This window comes from Burkholderia sp. 9775_39 (genome assembly GCF_015712225.1).
Taxonomy (GTDB): domain Bacteria; phylum Pseudomonadota; class Gammaproteobacteria; order Burkholderiales; family Burkholderiaceae; genus Burkholderia; species Burkholderia cenocepacia.
Map to the genome: position 1 here is coordinate 462,765 of NZ_JACCQC010000002.1, position 17,266 is coordinate 480,030.

Consider the following 17,266-nt stretch of genomic DNA (forward strand, 5'->3'; position numbering starts at 1 on the left):
TACGCGGATCCGACGATCACGGTGCGGAATTGCGCCGCGGGTACACGCACGGATGCGTTTTCACATACAGGTTCGGATTGCCGCAGCGATGCCCGGCATAGTCGATTTGCTCGCCCGGCGTCAGATCGGCCGGCGCGGGCTTGCGCGCGGCAGCAGGGGAGGTGACCGTGGTGCCGGAACGTGTCGATGCGCAACCCGCGAACAACGGGACGATCAGGACTGCGATCAAGGCGAGGCGAATGGCGGGACGATGCAATTTTCGGTCCGGAATGAAGGTCTGAACGACGCCGTCCGCGCTCGATGCTGCTGGCGCGACCGGCACGAACGCCGCCGGCGCGGTCGGCCAGCGGCAGGCTTCATGTTCCGCTTCCCGCTCATCGCACCCATGACGCGAACATGACGGTTGCGTCATGTCGTTCGAGACCGCATGACGCGTTCTTGCCTCCGCAATCTGACGCATTTTTCATCTCGCGATCACGATCACGCACGGCTGCTTTCGCATACTGGGTCCATGGTTCGCCACCCGGCGGCCCTGATCAAGGAGAGCACTCGATGAAAACGGCAAAACTCGCAGCACTGTTCGTCACCGCCACGCTGTCGCTCGGCATGGCCACCCAGGCGGCGTTCGCCCAGACGCAACCGCAAGGCAAGTCCCGCGCGCAGGTCGTCAACGAACTGAAGCAGGCGCAGCACGACGGCGTCGTGCCGACGAGCAAGACGCAGTACCCGCCGACCGGCGAGATCGTCGCGCGCAACAAGGAACTTCACGGGATTTCGGTGCATGGCGGCGAGAAGAAGCCGCAGACCGACAATCACGACAACCTGACCGCGAAGCAATGATGACCGGCCACATGGCCGCGGGCAGCGCGCCGCGCGCGGCCCTCTTGCGGCAAACGCGCGGGCGTCGCCGCCCGCGCTGTCAGGTGCTGATGGCGGCCGGCCGTTGCGGTTCGGCCGGCCGGCGCGGAAAGCGCAGCCAGAAGGTCGTGCGGCGGCCCGGCTCGCTGTCGACGCCGCATTCGCCGCCGTGATTGTCCATGATCGACCGGACGATCGCGAGGCCGAGCCCCGTGCCCGACGCCGAATTGTGCCGCGACGGATCGACGCGATAAAAGCGCTCGAAAATCCGCCCGGCATGTTCCGCGGCGATGCCGGGCCCCGTATCCGACACGGCGATCGTCGTCGCGCCGCCCTGCTCGACGCAGTCGATCGTCACGACGCTGCCGCGCGGCGCATAGGTCAGCGCATTCGACAGCAGGTTGCTCAACGCGCGCTGGTACAGCGTCAGGTCCGCATCGACCCACGCGTGGCCGTCGACCTTCACCGTCACGCCCTCGTCTTCCGCCAGCGGCTCGTAGTAGCCGGCCACGCGCTCCGCCTCCTCCGCCGCATTCAGGCGCCGCACGCTGATCGACGTGCCGGCCTGCTCCGAACGCGCGAGAAACAGCATGTCCTCGATCATCCGCGACAGCCGCTGGTATTCGTCGATGCTCGACTCGATCACGCTCCGGTATTCGTCCGCGCCGCGCGGCTGCGACAGCACGACCTGCGCGGCCGCCTGCAGGTTCGTCAGCGGCGTGCGCATGTCGTGCGCGAGGTTCGACGAGAACTGGCTCAGCCGCGTAAACGATTCGTTCAGCCGCGCGAGCATCCCGTTGAACGCGTGCTCGAGCTCCTTCAGCTCGCCTGACGTATCGAGTTCCGGCAGCGGATGCGCGAGCCGGCTCGTCGACATCTGCTCCGCGCGCGCCGCGAACCGCCGCAGCGGGCTCAGCCCGAGCGCCGCGATGCCATAGGCGATCACGGCCGCGAGCACCACGCCGAACACCTCGATCACGACGATCGTATAAGCATGCGTGCGCAACAGCAGCACGTCGGCGCTGCGATCGTACTGCACGGCGACGCGCACCACGGGCGCACCGGCGCCGGCCAGCGGCACGGTCGTCAGCAGATACTGGTGCCGCGCGGCCGGCGGCGCGACGCCGACCGGCACGCGGCCCGCGTTCATCGACATCAGCGGCGCATACGGACGAAAGCCGGGCGTGCCGACGAGGCGCGTACCGGCGGCATCGAAGATCGCGAGATCCATGTTCGGATGACCGTGCAACTGGTCGATCCAGATATCGGTGTTGCGCGCGACGTCGGCCGTCGTGCGCGCCTCGGCCAGGTGCGCCCCCAGGGCGGCGGAAATGCCGGCCATCTGCTCGGCCGCCGTCGTTTCGACGCGGTTGCTCAGCGCCTCGTACAGCGCGACGCCGCTCGACGCGAGGATCACCGACGTCGACAGGATGATCAGCGCGGTCAGGCGGCCGCGCAGCGTCCGCGGCAGCAGGCGCGCGATCATGCGGCCGCGCCGCCGCGCGCTTCGAGCACGTAGCCCATGCCGCGCACCGTGTGGATCAGCTTCGGTTCGTACGCGTCGTCGATCTTCGAGCGCAGCCGGCGGATCGCCGAATCGACGACGTTCGTGTCGCTGTTGAAATTCATGTCCCACACCTGCGACGCGATCGTCGCGCGCGGCAGGATCTCGCCTTCGCGGCGCATCAGCAGCCACAGCAGCGCGAATTCCTTCGCGGTCAGCAGGATCGTATCGCCCTGCCGCGTGGCCTTGCGGCGCGTCAGGTCGAGTTCGAGATCGGCCACGCGCAGCGTGTTCGAGTCGCGCGGCTGGCCGCGCCGCAGGATCGACTTGATGCGTGCGGTCAGCTCGACGAAGTCGAACGGCTTCGCGAGATAGTCGTCCGCGCCAAGTTCGAGCCCCTTCACGCGATCGCCGACGTCGTCGCGCGCGGTGAGGAACAGCACGGGCGTCGACTTGCTGCGCCGCAGGTTCTGCAGCAGCGTCCAGCCGTCCTGCCCGGGCAGCATCACGTCGAGCACGAGCAGGTCGTACTCCTCCGTTTCGGCCTGGTGCTGGCCCGTGATGCCGTCCTCGACCCAGTCGACGACGTAGCCGGCCTCGGTCAGGCCCTTGCGCAGATACGCGCCCGTCTTCGGTTCATCCTCGACAATCAGAATTCGCATCACGCATTACCCTTGAAGAAACCCAGCCGGCGCAGCACGCCTGCGCCGAAGCCGCCACGCAACGCCGCGCGCCACGACACCGCATGGCTGACCCGGTACAGCACCGGCAGCACCAGCAGCGTCAGCGCCGTGGACGACAGGATACCGCCGATCACGACCGTCGCAAGCGGACGCTGCACTTCGGCGCCGGTGCCGGTCGCGAACGCCATCGGCAGGAAGCCGAGCGACGCGACCAGCGCGGTCATCAGTACGGGGCGCAGCCGCGTGAGCGCGCCGTCGTGCACCGCGGCGTCGAGCGGCATCCCTTCGTCGCGCAGGTTGCGGATGAACGAGATCATCACGAGACCGTTGAGCACGGCCACGCCGGACAGCGCGATGAAGCCGACCGCCGCCGTGATCGACAGCGGAATTCCGCGCAGCCACAGCGACACGACGCCGCCGCTCAGCGCGAACGGAATGCCGGTGAACACCAGCAGCCCGTCCTTCACGTTGTTGAACATCACGAACAGCAGCACGAACACCATGAACAGCGCGAGCGGCACGACGAGCTTCAGGCGCTCGCTCGCGCTCTGCAACTGCTCGAACTGGCCGCCCCACGACACCCAGTAGCCGGCCGGCACGCGCACGTCCTGCTGCAACTGCTCGCGCGCATCGGCGACGAACGAGCCGACGTCGCGACCGCGCACGTTCGCGCTGACCACCACCCGCCGCTTGCCGTCCTCGCGGCTGATCTGGTTCGGGCCCGGCGCCACGTCGATCGTCGCGAGCTCCGCGAGCGGCACGTACGGCGCCGCCGCGAGCGGTGCGCTGGCGCCGGCGGCCGGCGCGGGCAGCGCGATCGGCAGCCGCTTGATCGCCTCGATGTCGGAGCGCAGCTCGTCGGGCAGCCGCACGACGATGTCGAAGCGACGGTCGCCCTGGAACAGCGTGCCGGCCTTCTGCCCGCCGACGGCCGCGGCCACCGAATCCTGCAGGTCAGCCACGCTCACGCCGTAGCGCGCGAGCTTGTCGCGGTCGAGGTTGACGGTCAACACCGGCAGGCCCGTGGTCTGCTCGACCTTCACCTCCGACGCGCCCGGCACCTTCTGCAACGCGGCCGCGATCTGCTCGCCGGTCTGGTTCAGCACGGCCATGTCGTCGCCGAAGATCTTCACGGCGACGTCGCTGCGCACGCCGGAAATCAGTTCGTTGAAGCGCAGCTGGATCGGCTGCGAGAATTCGTATGCGTTGCCCGGCAGCTCGGCGAGCGCTTCCTCGATCTCGCGCACGAGCTGGTCGCGCGGCTTCTTCGGGTCGGGCCACCGGTCGGCCGGCTTCAGCATGATGTAGCCGTCCGACAGGTTCGGCGGCATCGGGTCGGCCGCGATCTCGGCCGTGCCGGTGCGGGCGAACACGCGCTCGATCTCCGGGAAGCGCGCCTTCAGCGTCTTCTCGATCGCCTTCTGCATCTCGATCGACTGCGACAGGCTCGTGCCGGGAATCCGCAGCGCGGACACGGCCAGATCGCCCTCGTTGAGGCTCGGGATGAATTCGCTGCCGAGCCGCGTCGCGAGCCCGAGCGTGACCAGCACGATCGCGCCCGCGCCGATCATCACGCGCGTCGGGCGCGTCATGAACGCGGCGAGCACCGGTTCGTACGCGCGCCGCGCCCAGCCCATCAGCCGGTTCTCCTTCTCCTCGACCCGCTCGCCGATGAACAACGCGACGGCCGCCGGAATGAACGTGACGGTCAGCACCATCGCGGCGGCGAGCGCCATCACGACGGTCGTCGCCATCGGATGGAACATCTTTCCTTCCACGCCGGTCAGCGCGAAGATCGGCAGGTACACGACCATGATGATCAGTTGCCCGAAGATCAGCGCGCGGCGCGCCTCCTGCGACGCACCGAACACTTCGGCAAAACGCTCTTCGCGCGTGAGCGGCCGCCCGGCCGCCGACTGCGCATGCGCGAGCCGCCGCACGCAGTTCTCGACGATCACCACCGCGCCGTCGACGATGATCCCGAAGTCGAGCGCGCCGAGGCTCATCAGGTTCGCGCTCACCTTCGCGTTGACCATCCCGGTGAAGGTCATCAGCATCGACAGCGGAATCACGAGCGCGGTGATCAGCGCCGCGCGGATGTTGCCGAGGAACAGGAACAGCACGGCGATCACGAGCACCGCGCCTTCGAGCAGGTTCTTCTTCACCGTCGCGACGGCCTTCTCGACGAGCACCGTGCGGTCGTACACCGGAATCGCCTTCACGCCGGCCGGCAGCGTGCGGTTCACGTCCTCCATCTTCGCCGCGACGGCCTTCGACACCGTGCGGCTGTTCTCGCCCATCAGCATGAACACCGTGCCGAGCACGACTTCCTCGCCGTTCGACGTCGCGGCGCCGGTGCGCAGTTCGCGGCCGATGTCGACCACGCCGACGTCCTTCATCCGCACCGGCACGCCGCCGACGTTGGTCAGCACGATGTTCGCGATGTCGTCGACGGTGCGCGCCTGGCCCGGCACGCGCACCAGATACTGCTCGCCGCGCTTTTCGATGTAGCCGGCGCCGACGTTGTCGTTGTTGCGCTCCAGCGCGCGCACGACGTCGGCGAGCGTCAGCCCGTACGACATCAGCTTCGCCGGATTCGGCGCGACGCGATATTCCTTCACGTAGCCGCCGATCGAGTTCACCTCGGTCACGCCGCGCACGTTGCGCAACTGCGGCCGCACGACCCAGTCCTGCAGCTCGCGCAGGTCGGCCGCCGTATAGCGCGTGCCGTCGGGCTTGCGCGCGTCGGCGTCGGCCTCGACGGTCCACAGGTAGATCTCGCCGAGGCCGGTCGAGGTCGGCCCCATCGCGGGTGCGATGCCGGCCGGCAGCTTGTCCTTCGCCTCCTGGATGCGCTCGTTGACGAGTTGCCGCGCGAAGTAGATGTCGGTGCCGTCCTTGAAGATCACGGTGACCTGCGACAGCCCGTAGCGCGAGATCGAGCGCGTCTGTTCCAGCCCCGGCAGCCCGGCCATCACGGTCTCGACCGGATACGTGATGCGCTGCTCGGCCTCGAGCGGCGAGTAGCCGGGCGCGGACGTATTGATCTGCACCTGCACGTTGGTGATGTCGGGCACGGCGTCGATCGGCAGCCGCTGGTAGCTGAACACGCCCAGCGCGGCCACGGCCGCGATCGCCAGCATCACGAGCCAGCGGTGCGCAATCGCGAAGCGGATCAGGCGCTCAAACATGTCGGGATTCCTTGAAACGAGGCACGGTCGCCCGTACCGGGCGGGCCGCGCGGCCCGTCACCCGGCGGACCGGAAAGCGGGCCGCATAGCGGGCCGCCAGTCGCGCCACGACGCACGCGTATTGCTGCTCATTCATGTTCCGCGCTCCCCTTGCCGAGTTCCGCCTTCAGCACGAAGCTGTTCGATGCCGCGTATTCCTGGCCGGGCTTGAGCCCCTTCAGCACTTCGGTCGCGCGTTCGTCGCGCCGCCCTGTTTCGACGGCCTGCGCGACGAAGCCCTTCGGCGAGCGCACGAATACCGACGGCGCGCCGTCGACGTCCTGCAGCGCGTCGCTCGCGACCGCGAGCGGCACACCCTGCTTGCCCGCGTCGACCGACACGTTCACGAACATCCCCGGCCGCCACACGCGGTCGGGGTTCGGCAGCACGACGCGCGCCGGCGCGGTGCGCGTCTGCTCGCCGAGCAGCGAACCCACGTACGCGATCGGGCCGCTCGAGCGCGATTCGAACGCGGTCGCGATCACCGTTGCGTCGCGACCGACGCGCACGTCGTTGAGCCGCTGCGCGGGCACCGCCATCTCGGCCCATACGGTCGACAGATCGGAAATCACGAACATGCTCGCGTCCGCGGCAATCGCCTCGCCGGGCGTCGCATGCTTCTCGACGATCGTGCCCGCGAACGGCGCGCGCAGTTCATACCGGTTCAGCGCGCCCGCGCCGACCGGTGCATTCAGCGCGGCGAGCTTCTGCCGCGCGTTCTGCACGGCGATCTCGGCCTCGCGCAACTGCACCTGCGCCTGCTGATAGTCCTGCTCGGCCGAAATGCGTTCCTGCCACAACGTGCGTTCGCGCTCGTAGGTTGCGCGCGCCCCCGACAGCCGGCGCTCGGCCGTCAGCAACTCGCTGCGGCGGTCGGCCAGATCGGTGCTCGCGATCACCGCGAGCACCTGCCCCTTCGCGACGTTCTGCCCGAGCGACACCGATACCTGCTCGACGATGCCGGCCACGCGCGGCACCACGTGCGCGGTGCGATCCTCGTTGAACCTGATTTCGCCGGGAAGCTGGAACGGCGTCGCGATCTGCGCGGGGCCGGCTTTCGCGAGCGCGATCTTCGACGTCGCCAGTTGCGCGTCGGTCAGCGCGATCGCGCCGTCGGCGCGCGCGAACGGGAACGACGCGGCGTCGTTGCCGGCCTTCACGTCGATCGTCGCATCGAACACGTGCGGCTTCGCGATCGACTGCGCGGACACGAACTTCGGGCCGGCCGCGTCGAACCGCAACGGTTCGTGCGTGCGGTCGTAGCGCACCAGCGTGCCGGACACGGTCACGCCCTTGTCCACCGGCTTGCCGTCGACGAACGGATAGACGACGAGCCGCGCGTCGCCGGGCTTTTCCGTCATCACGATCTCGACGGACAGCTTGCCGCGCTTGAGTACAACACCGCCGCGCGCGCCGGCGCCGTCGGCCGGCTGCGCGACTTCGGCGGCGGTCGGCGCCGATGCGCCGCCGCCCCGCGTGACGGCGAGCGCGCCGATCACGATTCCTGCGCCGCCGAGCACGGCCGCCGCAATAACGAAGATTCTGCTGCGTGACATGATGATCCTTCAGGTAGGAGGGGCGCTTATCGCGCGACGGCCGCGAGCGGCGTGCCGACGAGGCGGCCGATATCGGCGCGAGCCGCATGGGCGCCGGCGAGCGCGCGCACGTATTGCGACTGCCCCTGGAACAGCGTGCGCTGGGCGTCGAGCACGTCGAGGAAGCTGAACTTCCCGAGTTCGTAGCCGCGCGACATCGCATCGAGCGCAAGGCGCGCGGCCGGCAGGATGTCGGACTTCAGCCGCTGCGCTTCCTGCTCGGCCGCCTCGAAATTCGCGTATGCCTGCGTCAACTCCAGCCGCAGGCGGGTGCGTTCGCGATCGAGATCGGCGTTCGCGCGCTCGGCCTTGTGCGTCGCCTCGAGCAGCGCGCCCTTGTTCGTGTTGAACAGCGGAATCGGGATCGACACGCCGACCACCGCCTGGTTGTCCGGCACGCCGCCGGTGGTCACGCGCTTCACGCCGGCGCTGACCGTCACGTCCGGAATGCGCCGCGCGCGTTCGAGCGATATGGCCGCGTTCGAGCGCAGCATCTCGGCGCGCGCGACCCGCGCGAGCGGCGCATCGTCGAGTTGCGCGGTCAGCGCGGACAACGGCTCGACCGGCGGCACGGTTTCCAGGTCGCCGAGCACCGCGAGCCGGTCGTTGCGCGCCTCGCCCATCACCGCGTTCAGTTTCTCGCGCGCGACCTCGACACGGCCGCGCGCGGTCACGACTTCGATCTGCACGCCGGCCGCCGCGACCTGCGCCTTGGTCGCCTCGACCGGCGACACCTTGCCGGCCTGCGCGCGGCGCCCCGCGAGGTCCGCCGAACGCGCGGCGATCGCGGCCGACTCCTCGGTCACCTGAAGCTGGCGCTGGGCGGCGAGCAGCCCGTAGAACGCGGCGATCACGTCGGCGCGCACGGCGGCGCCCTGCTCGTCGAGCGACGCGCTGGCCGCCTCCCGGCCGTATGACGCGACGTCGAGCCGCGCGCGGCGCTTGCCGCCCAGCTCGATGGTCTGGTTGATCACCGCGGTGGACGTGCGTTCGGCGCGGCTGAAACCTTCCTGCAGGAACGACACTTCGGGGTTCGGCCGCGCGCCGGCCTGCATCAGCGCGCCGGCCGATGCATCGACATCCGCGCGGGCGCCGCGCAGCGCCGGATTGTTCCGGGCCGCGACCGCGAGCGCGTCGGACAACGTCAACGACGACGCAGGAAGCGCATCGGACGGCGGTGCGCCGATCGGCGCGGCGGCGGCGGCGGCCGGGGCCGGCCCCGGCGACAGCGATGGCTGCGCATGAGCCGTCGCGGCCATCGCGAAAACGATGGCCACGGCGAGGTAGGGCTTGAGCATGTTCGGTTCTGCGGTAACGGTTTGCGACCGATGCTACGGACCAGCCGCAGTGCGAACATGAGGCGAAGATGATATTTCCGTCATGTGGGGCGCGGCAGCACGCACGCGTGCGACGCCCCGCGGGAACGGTGTCCCCCGTGGATGACGGGAAAATTCCGTGAGCGCGCGGCGCGATGGCCGCACGACAGCATGCGGAGGTTCGGGAATGCGGCACGCGCAGGCCGCACGCCCCGCACGTGAATCAGGTGATGCGCTGCTTCCCCCGCCGTCGCCGCACGAGCCAGTCGAGCAGTTGCCGCCCGTCGCGTTCGCCGAACCAGCGCGCGTGCCCGATCAGGTAGCCGTCGTACGCGATGTCGACGATCGCCGGCGCGTCGATGATGCAGCCGAAATACGCGACTTCCGACAGCGCGAACTCCGTATGCACGATCGGCAACAACGCGACCAGCGCCGCATACGCGTCGTCGTTTAGCGGTTCGAGCGATTCGTAGCCGTCGAGCAGCGCGTCGATCTGGTCGTATTCGACGCGCCGCGCATCGGCCGGCGCTATCCAGTCGACCGTATTGCGCTCGATCGCGAGCGCGAGGTCCATCACCGCGCAGGTGCGGTCCGACAGGCCGAAATCGAGCACGGTGCGCACCTGCGCGCCGGGCCCCGCATCGGTCCACAGCAGGTTCGACGCATGCCAGTCGCCGTGCGTCCACAGCGGCGGCAACGCGGGCAGCAGCGGCACGAGGCGCGCGTGATACGGGCCGATCGCATCGGCCACGTCGCCACGCCAGTCGCGCGCGCCCAGCGCGCGCACCAGCAGCGGCTGCGCATCGACCCAGCGTTCGAGCGCGCCCGCCAGATCGGCAGACGACAGCACGCGAAAACTCGACAACAGCGTGCGCACGGGCCGTGCGGGCGCATCGTAGCCGGCCGACGCGCGATGCAGTTCGGCCAGCGCGCGGCCGGCCGCATATGCATGCGAAGGATGCGTGAACGGCTGCCACGACATCACGCCGCGATACGGATCGACGCCGGGCGCGAGAACATGCACCTCGTATGTCCATTCGCCCGACGCGAACGCGGTCGCACCATTGCGATCGGCCAGCACGTCCACCACCGGCATCCCGCGCTCGCGCAGATGCGCGATGAAGCGATGCTCTTCCTCCAGCCCCGCGACATCGCGCAGGCTCGCGTGATGACGCTTGACGAACAACCCGCGCCCGTCCGCCATCCGCACCAGCACCGCTGCCGCGAACTGCCGCGGGCTGTGCCACGTCAGCCGCACCGGCTCGCCCGCACCGTCGATCCGCGCGAGCACGGCCGCCACCTCGTCGTGCGTCATCAGCGGCCAGTCGCGTTCGGCCTGCTCGCCGTCCACGCCGAATTGCGGCGGTGCGACGTCACGCGACAGGGGGCCGTCCGGCTCGAGGGGGAATGACATGACCGACGTTGCTCCGTAGTTGAATCCGTGCGTGAATCATCGGGCGCCGCCGCCCGATGCGCGCGGGCCGCCCGCGGCTGCCCGCAATGCGGCGGCCGTGCGGCTCCAGTCGCGCCAGCCGACCACCGCCAGCCCGATGAACAGCGCATAGAGTCCGGCCGTCAGATACAGCTCCTTGAACACGAACATCCCGACGTAGACGACGTTCACGACGATCCACAGCCCCCACGACGCGATGTAGCGCCGCGCGGTCCAGTATTGCGCGACGAGGCTGAACGCGGTCAGCGACGCATCGACGAACGGCAGCGCCGCATCGGTCCAGCGCGCCATCATCCCGCCAAGCAACGCGCTGCCGATGGCCGCCGCGACCAGGTCGGGCAGCATCCTGAGCGGCCGTACGCCGGTGACGGGCGCGACATCGCCGGCTGGCGCCGCCTCGCCGTCGGCCTCGCTCGCGCGCTGCGCGAGCCAGCGCTGCCAGCCGTACACCTGCAGCACCGCGAACGCACCCTGCAGCAACATGTCCGAGTACAGCTTCGCGTCGAAGAAGATCCAGCCGTACAGCGCGACCGACGCGAGGCCGACCGGCCAGCACAGCATGCGCCGCTTCGCGGTCAGCCAGATCGCGAGCGCGCTGACGATCACGCCGGCGATTTCGAGTGGGGACATCGTCTGTGCTCTCCTGGTGGGCTGCCGGGGCCGCGCGTCACGCGGCCGATGTCGGTCGGTCAGAAATCATAGGTCAACGATACGCGCGCGGTGCGCGGCGCACCCGGGAACAGGTACGCATCGCCCTGCTGCTCGCCTGCGTCGCGCCAGTAGAACTTGTTGAACAGATTGTCCACCGACACGCGCAACACCGTGCGATGGCCGCCGATCTTCGTCGTATAACGCGCGCCGAGATTGAACACGAACCACGACGGCACGCGCGCGGTGCCTTCCTCGTTCGCGTTGCGCGCCGCGCTGTATTCCACGCCGCCGAGCACGTTCAGGCCCGCGACGCCCGGCACCGCGTAGTCCGCATACAGCGACGCGCGCAGCGCGGGCACGTTGATGATCTGGTGCCCTTCGTAGGCAGGCGAGCCCGAATCGACCGCGCGGGCGCGAATCGCCGCGACGCTGGCCGTCAGCCCCAAGCGCTCGGTCACGCGCCCGGCCGCGCCGAGTTCGATCCCCTGGTGCCGCTGCGTACCGCGCTGCACGAACGTGTAGGACGTGCCCGACGCGTCCGGATCGGCGAACTGGAACGGCTTGCTGATCGAGAACACGGCGGCCGTGAGGCTCAGCCGGTCGAGCCAGTCGTATTTCGCGCCGACCTCGAACTGGTGCGATTCGACGGGCGGCAGGAACGCATACGCGTTGGTCGCGCGCACCGGCGCCTGATCGCCGAGCGACAGCGCCTTGCTGTACGACGCATACAGCGACAGCACGTTCACCGGCTTGTAGACGAGCGCGACCTGCGGCAGGAACACCGACCGGTCGGTATGCGTCGTCTCGCCGTCGAGGCTGCTCCAGCTGCGCTGCCGCAGCAGCACTTCCTTGCCGCCCGCGAGCACCTGCCAGTGTTCGCCGATGCTGATGCGATCGAGCCCGAACACGCCGTACTGCCACGCGTCGAGGCGTGGGTACGACGGCCCGGGCGAATTCGGCGACGGCGAAAAGGTCAGGTCGGGCCCGTAGACGTTCTCACTGCCGACGTAGTCGTACACGGCGTCGGCCATGTGCACGACGCGGCGCTGCACGCTCACGCCGAGCGTCAGCTCGTGCCGCAGCGGCCCCGTCGTGAACTTGCCGGTCGTGACCGCGCGCAGATCGTCGTTGCGCCGGTATTCGCCGGGGCTGCGGAAATCGTACACGTCGTAGTCGCCGTTCGCGCCGAAGAAGAACGGCGACGTCGCGCCGGCCGCGCAGCTTGCCGCATACGAACAGCCGTACGCGAACGCGCTGTTGTCGTCGATCATCGTGCGGCTGCGGCCCGCGGCGATATACGCCTTCCAGTCGTCGTTGAACTGGTAGTCGAAACGCGCATTCAGGTTCAGCGCATCGGTCGTCACCGGCTTCGCCCACGGCTGCGTGCCGAGCGCCTTCGACGTCGTCTTGACCGACGGCACGACGGTGCCGCCGAGCAACTGGTAACCCGGCGCGGAACGCTGGATCCATTGCTGGAATTCGGCATTGAGCTGCAGGCTCGCGCGCGGGCTGATGTCCCAGTCGGCGGCGATCGAGCCGAACGTGCGTCGCCCGTTCGTGCCGTCGATATAGGAGTGCATGTTCTCCTTCGCCGCATTGATCCGGAACCCGAACTGATGGTCGGGGCCGAAGCGCCGGCCGAGATCGACGGCCGCCGACGTCGAGCCGCGGCTGTCGACGCCGCCCGTCACGCTCGCCACGTTCGCGGAGCGCTTGGTCACGAAGTTGATCACGCCGCCCGGCGCGACGACGCCGCTGTCGATGCCCGCGAGGCCCTTCAGGATCTCGACGCGCTCCTTGTTCTCGAGCGGCACGTTCTGCTCGCCGGACACCGTCAGCCCGTCGATCCGGATCGCGCTCGCGAGATCGACCGGAAAACCGCGGATCGCGAAGCCTTCGAAATAGCCGACCGGCGCATAGTCGTTGACGACCGACGCATCGTTGCGTACGACGTCGCTCAGCCGCTTTGCCTGCTGGTCGTCGATCAGCGCGCGCGTGATCACGTTCACCGACGCCGGCGTGTCGCGCAGCGGCGCGTCGTCGAGCCCCGCGACCGACGCTTCGCGCACGCGCAGCGGGTGGCCGCGCTCGCCGCTCACCGTGATCGTGGGCAGCGTCGCATTGCCCGCCGCATCGGCGCCCGGCGCGGGCGTGTCGCCCTGGGCCGCGGCCGCCTGCGCCGCGAAAAGCGTGACGCCGAGACCGACACCGAGCCCGACCTTCGCGCGCCGCCGCCGTGCGCGCGCCGCTGTTGTTCTATTCACCGTCATTGTTCTGGATGGAAAACTCGCCACTCGATCTGTCGAAACCCGTTACGAAGCTGCGAAGCGTGCGCCCGCGAATGCCGCCGGACACGTGCGTCGACACGATATTCATCAGACGAACCGGACCTTGCGGCACGCAGGCGGGCCGACCGGTCGGAACAACGCAGGATGGGACATCGGATTCGGATGACGCGCCGGGAACCGACGCAGCGGCCGACGGGTTCGTCGGATGCCTGTCGGCCGGCCGGCTGCCTCGCGCGGTCGTGTCATGCGGGGGACGCTTCGAACGCCCCGGTGCGGGCGGCGGGCACTCACGCCGGCCGTTCATCGGAACGGCGGCCTGCCCGGCGCGCGACATCGCGGCGTGGCGCGCATTTTACCCCGGGCGCGGCAAAGGGCCGCGGAATCGGGCGGAACGGGAAACGGGGAAGGCGGGAACAGGGACAGGCGGTTCGGGCGGTGCGACGACGGTGGCGATGTGGTCGCGATGTGGCCGCGATGCCGGTGGTGCCGTACCGGCCACTGACATCGGCGCCATCGTGCGCCGATCAGGCGACCTCGAACCGGAGCGGCAATGGCGGCCCGCTACCGGCTCACCGGCCGCTCGCTCAGAAACCCTGCATCGTCACGGTCGGATCGACGACCAGATGCACGACGCCGTAAATCACCGCGCCGACCAGCAGCGCAAGCAGGATCGCCACGAACGGCAGCAGCGTGAAGTTGGCGTTCGCGAGGTCGGTCGCGTGCGCCTTGCTGTTGCGCACGCCGAAGAAACTCCACAGGACCAGGCGGACCATGCCGAGCAGTTTCATGATGGGCTCCTTTATCGAATCGGTTGACGCTATCGTCGATCCGGACGGCATCCGAAAAAAGAAGCAGTTGCGCGCGCTTTTTGCGCAGCAGGCCCTCCGCGGCCGCATGTCGCAGGTGCGTCAGCAATCCAGCACGAGCGGCGCCGTCGCGCCTTGCGCGGGCCGTGCGACGCACAGCAGCGCGCAGCCCGGTTCGACCGGCGCATCGGGCGTTTGCGCGTAGTCGATCGCGCCGGACAGCACGCGCGTCGCGCACGTGCCGCACGAACCCGAGCGGCATTCGGCCGGCACGGCCACGCGCTGCCCTTCCGCGAATTCGAGCAGCGTGCCGTCGGCGGGCGTCCATGCAGCTTCGCGCCCCGTGCGCCGGAACACGACCGGCACGCTTGCCGCCGCGGGCGCGGCAGCCGCGCGGGTCGCACTGCGCGACACGCTCGACGGCCCGAACGCCTCGAAGCGGATGCGTTCGTCCGGCACGTTCAGCGCGCGCAGCCCGTCGTACAGGTCGCGCATGAACGCCGACGGCCCGCACAGGTAGAAGTCGTAGTCGTCGAACGACAAAACCCGCTTCAGTTGCCCGATGTCGATCCGGCCGCCCCGCGCGGCCGAGCCTTCGTGAGGATGACTGTCGAACCAGTGAAGCGACACGCGTGCATCGGCGGCCGCGCTGCGCGCCAGTTCCGCCGCGAACGGCCGGTCGGCCGCTTCGCGTGCGCCATGCACGAACACGACGCGGCGCGACGGCGTGCCATCGGCCAGTGCCCGGCGCAGCATCGCGACCATCGGCGTGATGCCGATGCCGGCCGACACGAGCACGGCCGGCCGCGGACTCGCGACATCGAACGTGAAGCGGCCGCGCGGCATCTGCGCGTCGAGCGTCATGCCGGCCTGTGCGTGATCGTGCAGCCATGCCGATACGCGCCCTTCGCGCTTCACGGTGATCCGGTAATGCGCGCCGCCCGGCGCATCGGACAGCGTGTAGCTGCGAATCGCTGGCGCGTCGCTGTCCGGCAGCGCGATGCGCAACATCAGATGCTGGCCGGCTTCGTACGCAGGCAATGCGCCGCCGTCCGCCGGCTCGAAATGGAACGACCGGATCGCACGCGCTTCGTCGACGATCTTCGCGATCCGCAGCGACCGCCATGCGGGCGCCGATGCCGGCGCGGCCGCGGACGGCACCTCTCCGGCCGTTGCCGCCGCCCCGCTCGACGCCGCCGCCATCGCCGCGAACTGCGGCGCGCGCTCGACCGCCGACCACCGGAACGGCAGCACCGCCCGCATGCGCCGCACTTCCCGCACATGAAAGCGCACCACGCGCTGCGCGCCGTCGAACGACGCAACGACGGGCCCGTCCCACACGATCTCCGCGTGCGCGGCGACATACAGCAGATCGCCGCTGTCGAAATCGACGAACAGCAACCCCGCGCGCGGATCGTGCTGCAGGTTGCCGAGCGTGTTGAAGAACCGGTTGCCGCTGAAATCGGGCGTCGTCAGCGTGCGCGCGTCGTCGACGCGCACGAAGCCCGGCATCCCGCCGCGATGCGACACGTCCGCGCCGCGCGCCGCGCCCGCCCCCGCGGACGTGTTCGCGCTCGCGACGAAGAACGTATCGGCCTGCGCGAGCAGCGCGCGATCCGCGTCGCCCAGCGCGTCCGACACGTCCGGCGCGACGGACGCGTCGACGTCCCGCGCGACGAAGGTCGGCTTGCGGCCCTGGATGTACTTCGCGCAATTGCCGAAGCTCTGCTCGACCGCGATCGTCAGCGCATCGCCGTCGACCGCGCGCACGACGCCGTTCACGCGATTGCGGCGGCGCGTATCGAATTCGATCCCGAGCCCGCCGAGCGGCGCGCCAACGTGCCACGCGCCGGCCAGCGGATCGCCCGGCAGCGCACGCGCCGCGATGCGCAGCGTGCGTGGGTCCGGCGACGTGACGAACCCCGGCGCGCCGGCTCGCAGCGTCGCCCACGGCTGGCCGTGCGCATCGACGCCGCCGAGCACGAAGAACGGCAGTTGCGCGAAAAACGTCCGGTGCTGGTCCGGCATGAAGCGCCGGATCCCGCGCCGGCCGGCCGCGCTCGCCGCGTCCGTCACGCCTGCGCGCTGCTGCACGGCAAGCTCGCCCGCATGAAACGGCGCGGTATCGAGTTCCCAACCCGGGACGACGGCGGTCGGCGCATTCATCGCATTCTCCTGAACAGGCGCGGTGGCAGAGGCGTCAGGCGGCAAGCAGGCCCGCGCGGGTCGTCGGCATCGCGACGAAGCCCGGCAACGCCTCGATTCGGGCGAGCCATGCGCGCACGTGCGGATACGGTTCGAGCGACACGCCGCCTTCCGGTGCATGCGCGATGTACGTGTACGCGGCAATGTCCGCGATCGTCGGTTGCGCGCCGGCCGCGAACGGCTTGCCGGCCAGTTCGCGATCGATCACGTCGAGCACCTTCGCGGCCGTGCGCTTGGCCGCTTCCGGGTCGAGCGGCGCGCCGAACACGGTCACGAGCCGCGCGGCCGCGGGGCCCGACGCGATCGGGCCGGCCGCGTACGACAGCCAGCGCTGCACGACGGCCGCGCCGACCGGGTCGTCCGGCAGCCAGTGCGCATCGCCGTAGCGCTTCGCGAGGTACACGAGGATCGCGTTCGAATCGGCGATCACGGTGCCGCCGTCGTCGATCACCGGCACCTGCCCGAGCGGATTCAATGCGAGAAACGCCGGTTCGCGCTGCGCACCGGCCGCCAGATCGACGTCGATGGTCTTCGACGGCAACCCGAGCAGCGACAGGAACAACCGGACGCGGTGCGCGTGGCCGGACAACAGGAACGAATAGACACGGATCGGCGAGGCAGGCTTGCTGGCGGCAGACATGGAAACACTCCGGAATCTCGCGCCGCCGGGGATCGGC

General features: G+C 69.6%; 13 protein-coding genes. 1 reads left to right on the forward strand and 12 read right to left on the reverse strand.

Annotated features, from left to right (window positions below; all coding sequences use genetic code 11):
* Nucleotides 1–16 precede the first annotated feature (16 nt).
* Nucleotides 17–460, reverse strand: a complete 444-nt coding sequence (locus H0X90_RS04915; RefSeq protein ID WP_227739711.1) for a hypothetical protein — start codon at nucleotides 458–460, stop codon at nucleotides 17–19.
* A 92-nt stretch (nucleotides 461–552) separates the two neighbouring features.
* Between H0X90_RS04915 and H0X90_RS04920 the strand changes: the two genes are divergently transcribed.
* Nucleotides 553–840, forward strand: a complete 288-nt coding sequence (locus H0X90_RS04920) for a DUF4148 domain-containing protein (protein ID WP_006490475.1) — start codon at nucleotides 553–555, stop codon at nucleotides 838–840.
* 79 nt (nucleotides 841–919) lie between these two features.
* On the opposite strand, the gene H0X90_RS04925 is transcribed toward H0X90_RS04920, so the two are convergent.
* From H0X90_RS04925 to H0X90_RS04975, 11 genes are all read right to left on the reverse strand, one after another.
* Entirely contained in the window at nucleotides 920–2,344 is a 1,425-nt protein-coding gene (locus H0X90_RS04925) for a heavy metal sensor histidine kinase (protein ID WP_006490474.1), read from the reverse strand.
* Nucleotides 2,341–3,024, reverse strand: coding sequence for a heavy metal response regulator transcription factor IrlR (irlR, locus tag H0X90_RS04930; RefSeq protein WP_006490455.1), 684 nt, complete (start codon nucleotides 3,022–3,024; stop codon nucleotides 2,341–2,343). The genes H0X90_RS04925 and irlR overlap by 4 nt, the downstream gene beginning before the upstream one ends.
* Nucleotides 3,024–6,236 carry an efflux RND transporter permease subunit gene (locus H0X90_RS04935; protein WP_077189991.1) on the reverse strand — a complete coding sequence of 1,071 codons (3,213 nt, stop codon included), beginning with the start codon at nucleotides 6,234–6,236 and terminating at the stop codon, nucleotides 3,024–3,026. The genes irlR and H0X90_RS04935 overlap by 1 nt, the downstream gene beginning before the upstream one ends.
* Before the next feature lie 128 nt (nucleotides 6,237–6,364).
* Nucleotides 6,365–7,831: an efflux RND transporter periplasmic adaptor subunit gene (locus tag H0X90_RS04940; RefSeq protein ID WP_077189990.1), complete on the reverse strand. Its 1,467-nt coding sequence runs from the start codon at nucleotides 7,829–7,831 to the stop codon at nucleotides 6,365–6,367.
* A gap of 26 nt (nucleotides 7,832–7,857) precedes the next feature.
* Nucleotides 7,858–9,168, reverse strand: coding sequence for a TolC family protein (locus H0X90_RS04945; RefSeq protein WP_077189989.1), 1,311 nt, complete (start codon nucleotides 9,166–9,168; stop codon nucleotides 7,858–7,860).
* A 241-nt stretch (nucleotides 9,169–9,409) separates the two neighbouring features.
* Nucleotides 9,410–10,600: a phosphotransferase enzyme family protein gene (locus H0X90_RS04950; RefSeq protein ID WP_077189988.1), complete on the reverse strand. Its 1,191-nt coding sequence runs from the start codon at nucleotides 10,598–10,600 to the stop codon at nucleotides 9,410–9,412.
* A 36-nt stretch (nucleotides 10,601–10,636) separates the two neighbouring features.
* Nucleotides 10,637–11,269 (reverse strand): nicotinamide riboside transporter PnuC, encoded by a 633-nt coding sequence (gene pnuC / locus H0X90_RS04955; protein ID WP_077189987.1) that lies wholly within the window; start codon nucleotides 11,267–11,269, stop codon nucleotides 10,637–10,639.
* Between the two features lie 59 nt (nucleotides 11,270–11,328).
* The gene (locus H0X90_RS04960) at nucleotides 11,329–13,560 is read right to left on the reverse strand and encodes a TonB-dependent siderophore receptor (RefSeq protein ID WP_077189986.1); all 2,232 of its coding nucleotides are present in this window, start codon (nucleotides 13,558–13,560) and stop codon (nucleotides 11,329–11,331) included.
* Nucleotides 13,561–14,162: 602 nt separating this feature from the next.
* Nucleotides 14,163–14,366 carry a DUF2970 domain-containing protein gene (locus H0X90_RS04965; RefSeq protein WP_006486164.1) on the reverse strand — a complete coding sequence of 68 codons (204 nt, stop codon included), beginning with the start codon at nucleotides 14,364–14,366 and terminating at the stop codon, nucleotides 14,163–14,165.
* A gap of 120 nt (nucleotides 14,367–14,486) precedes the next feature.
* Nucleotides 14,487–16,550: a pyridoxamine 5'-phosphate oxidase family protein gene (locus H0X90_RS04970; protein ID WP_077189985.1), complete on the reverse strand. Its 2,064-nt coding sequence runs from the start codon at nucleotides 16,548–16,550 to the stop codon at nucleotides 14,487–14,489.
* A 34-nt stretch (nucleotides 16,551–16,584) separates the two neighbouring features.
* Nucleotides 16,585–17,229 (reverse strand): glutathione S-transferase family protein, encoded by a 645-nt coding sequence (locus tag H0X90_RS04975; RefSeq protein ID WP_006496096.1) that lies wholly within the window; start codon nucleotides 17,227–17,229, stop codon nucleotides 16,585–16,587.
* Nucleotides 17,230–17,266 lie beyond the last annotated feature (37 nt).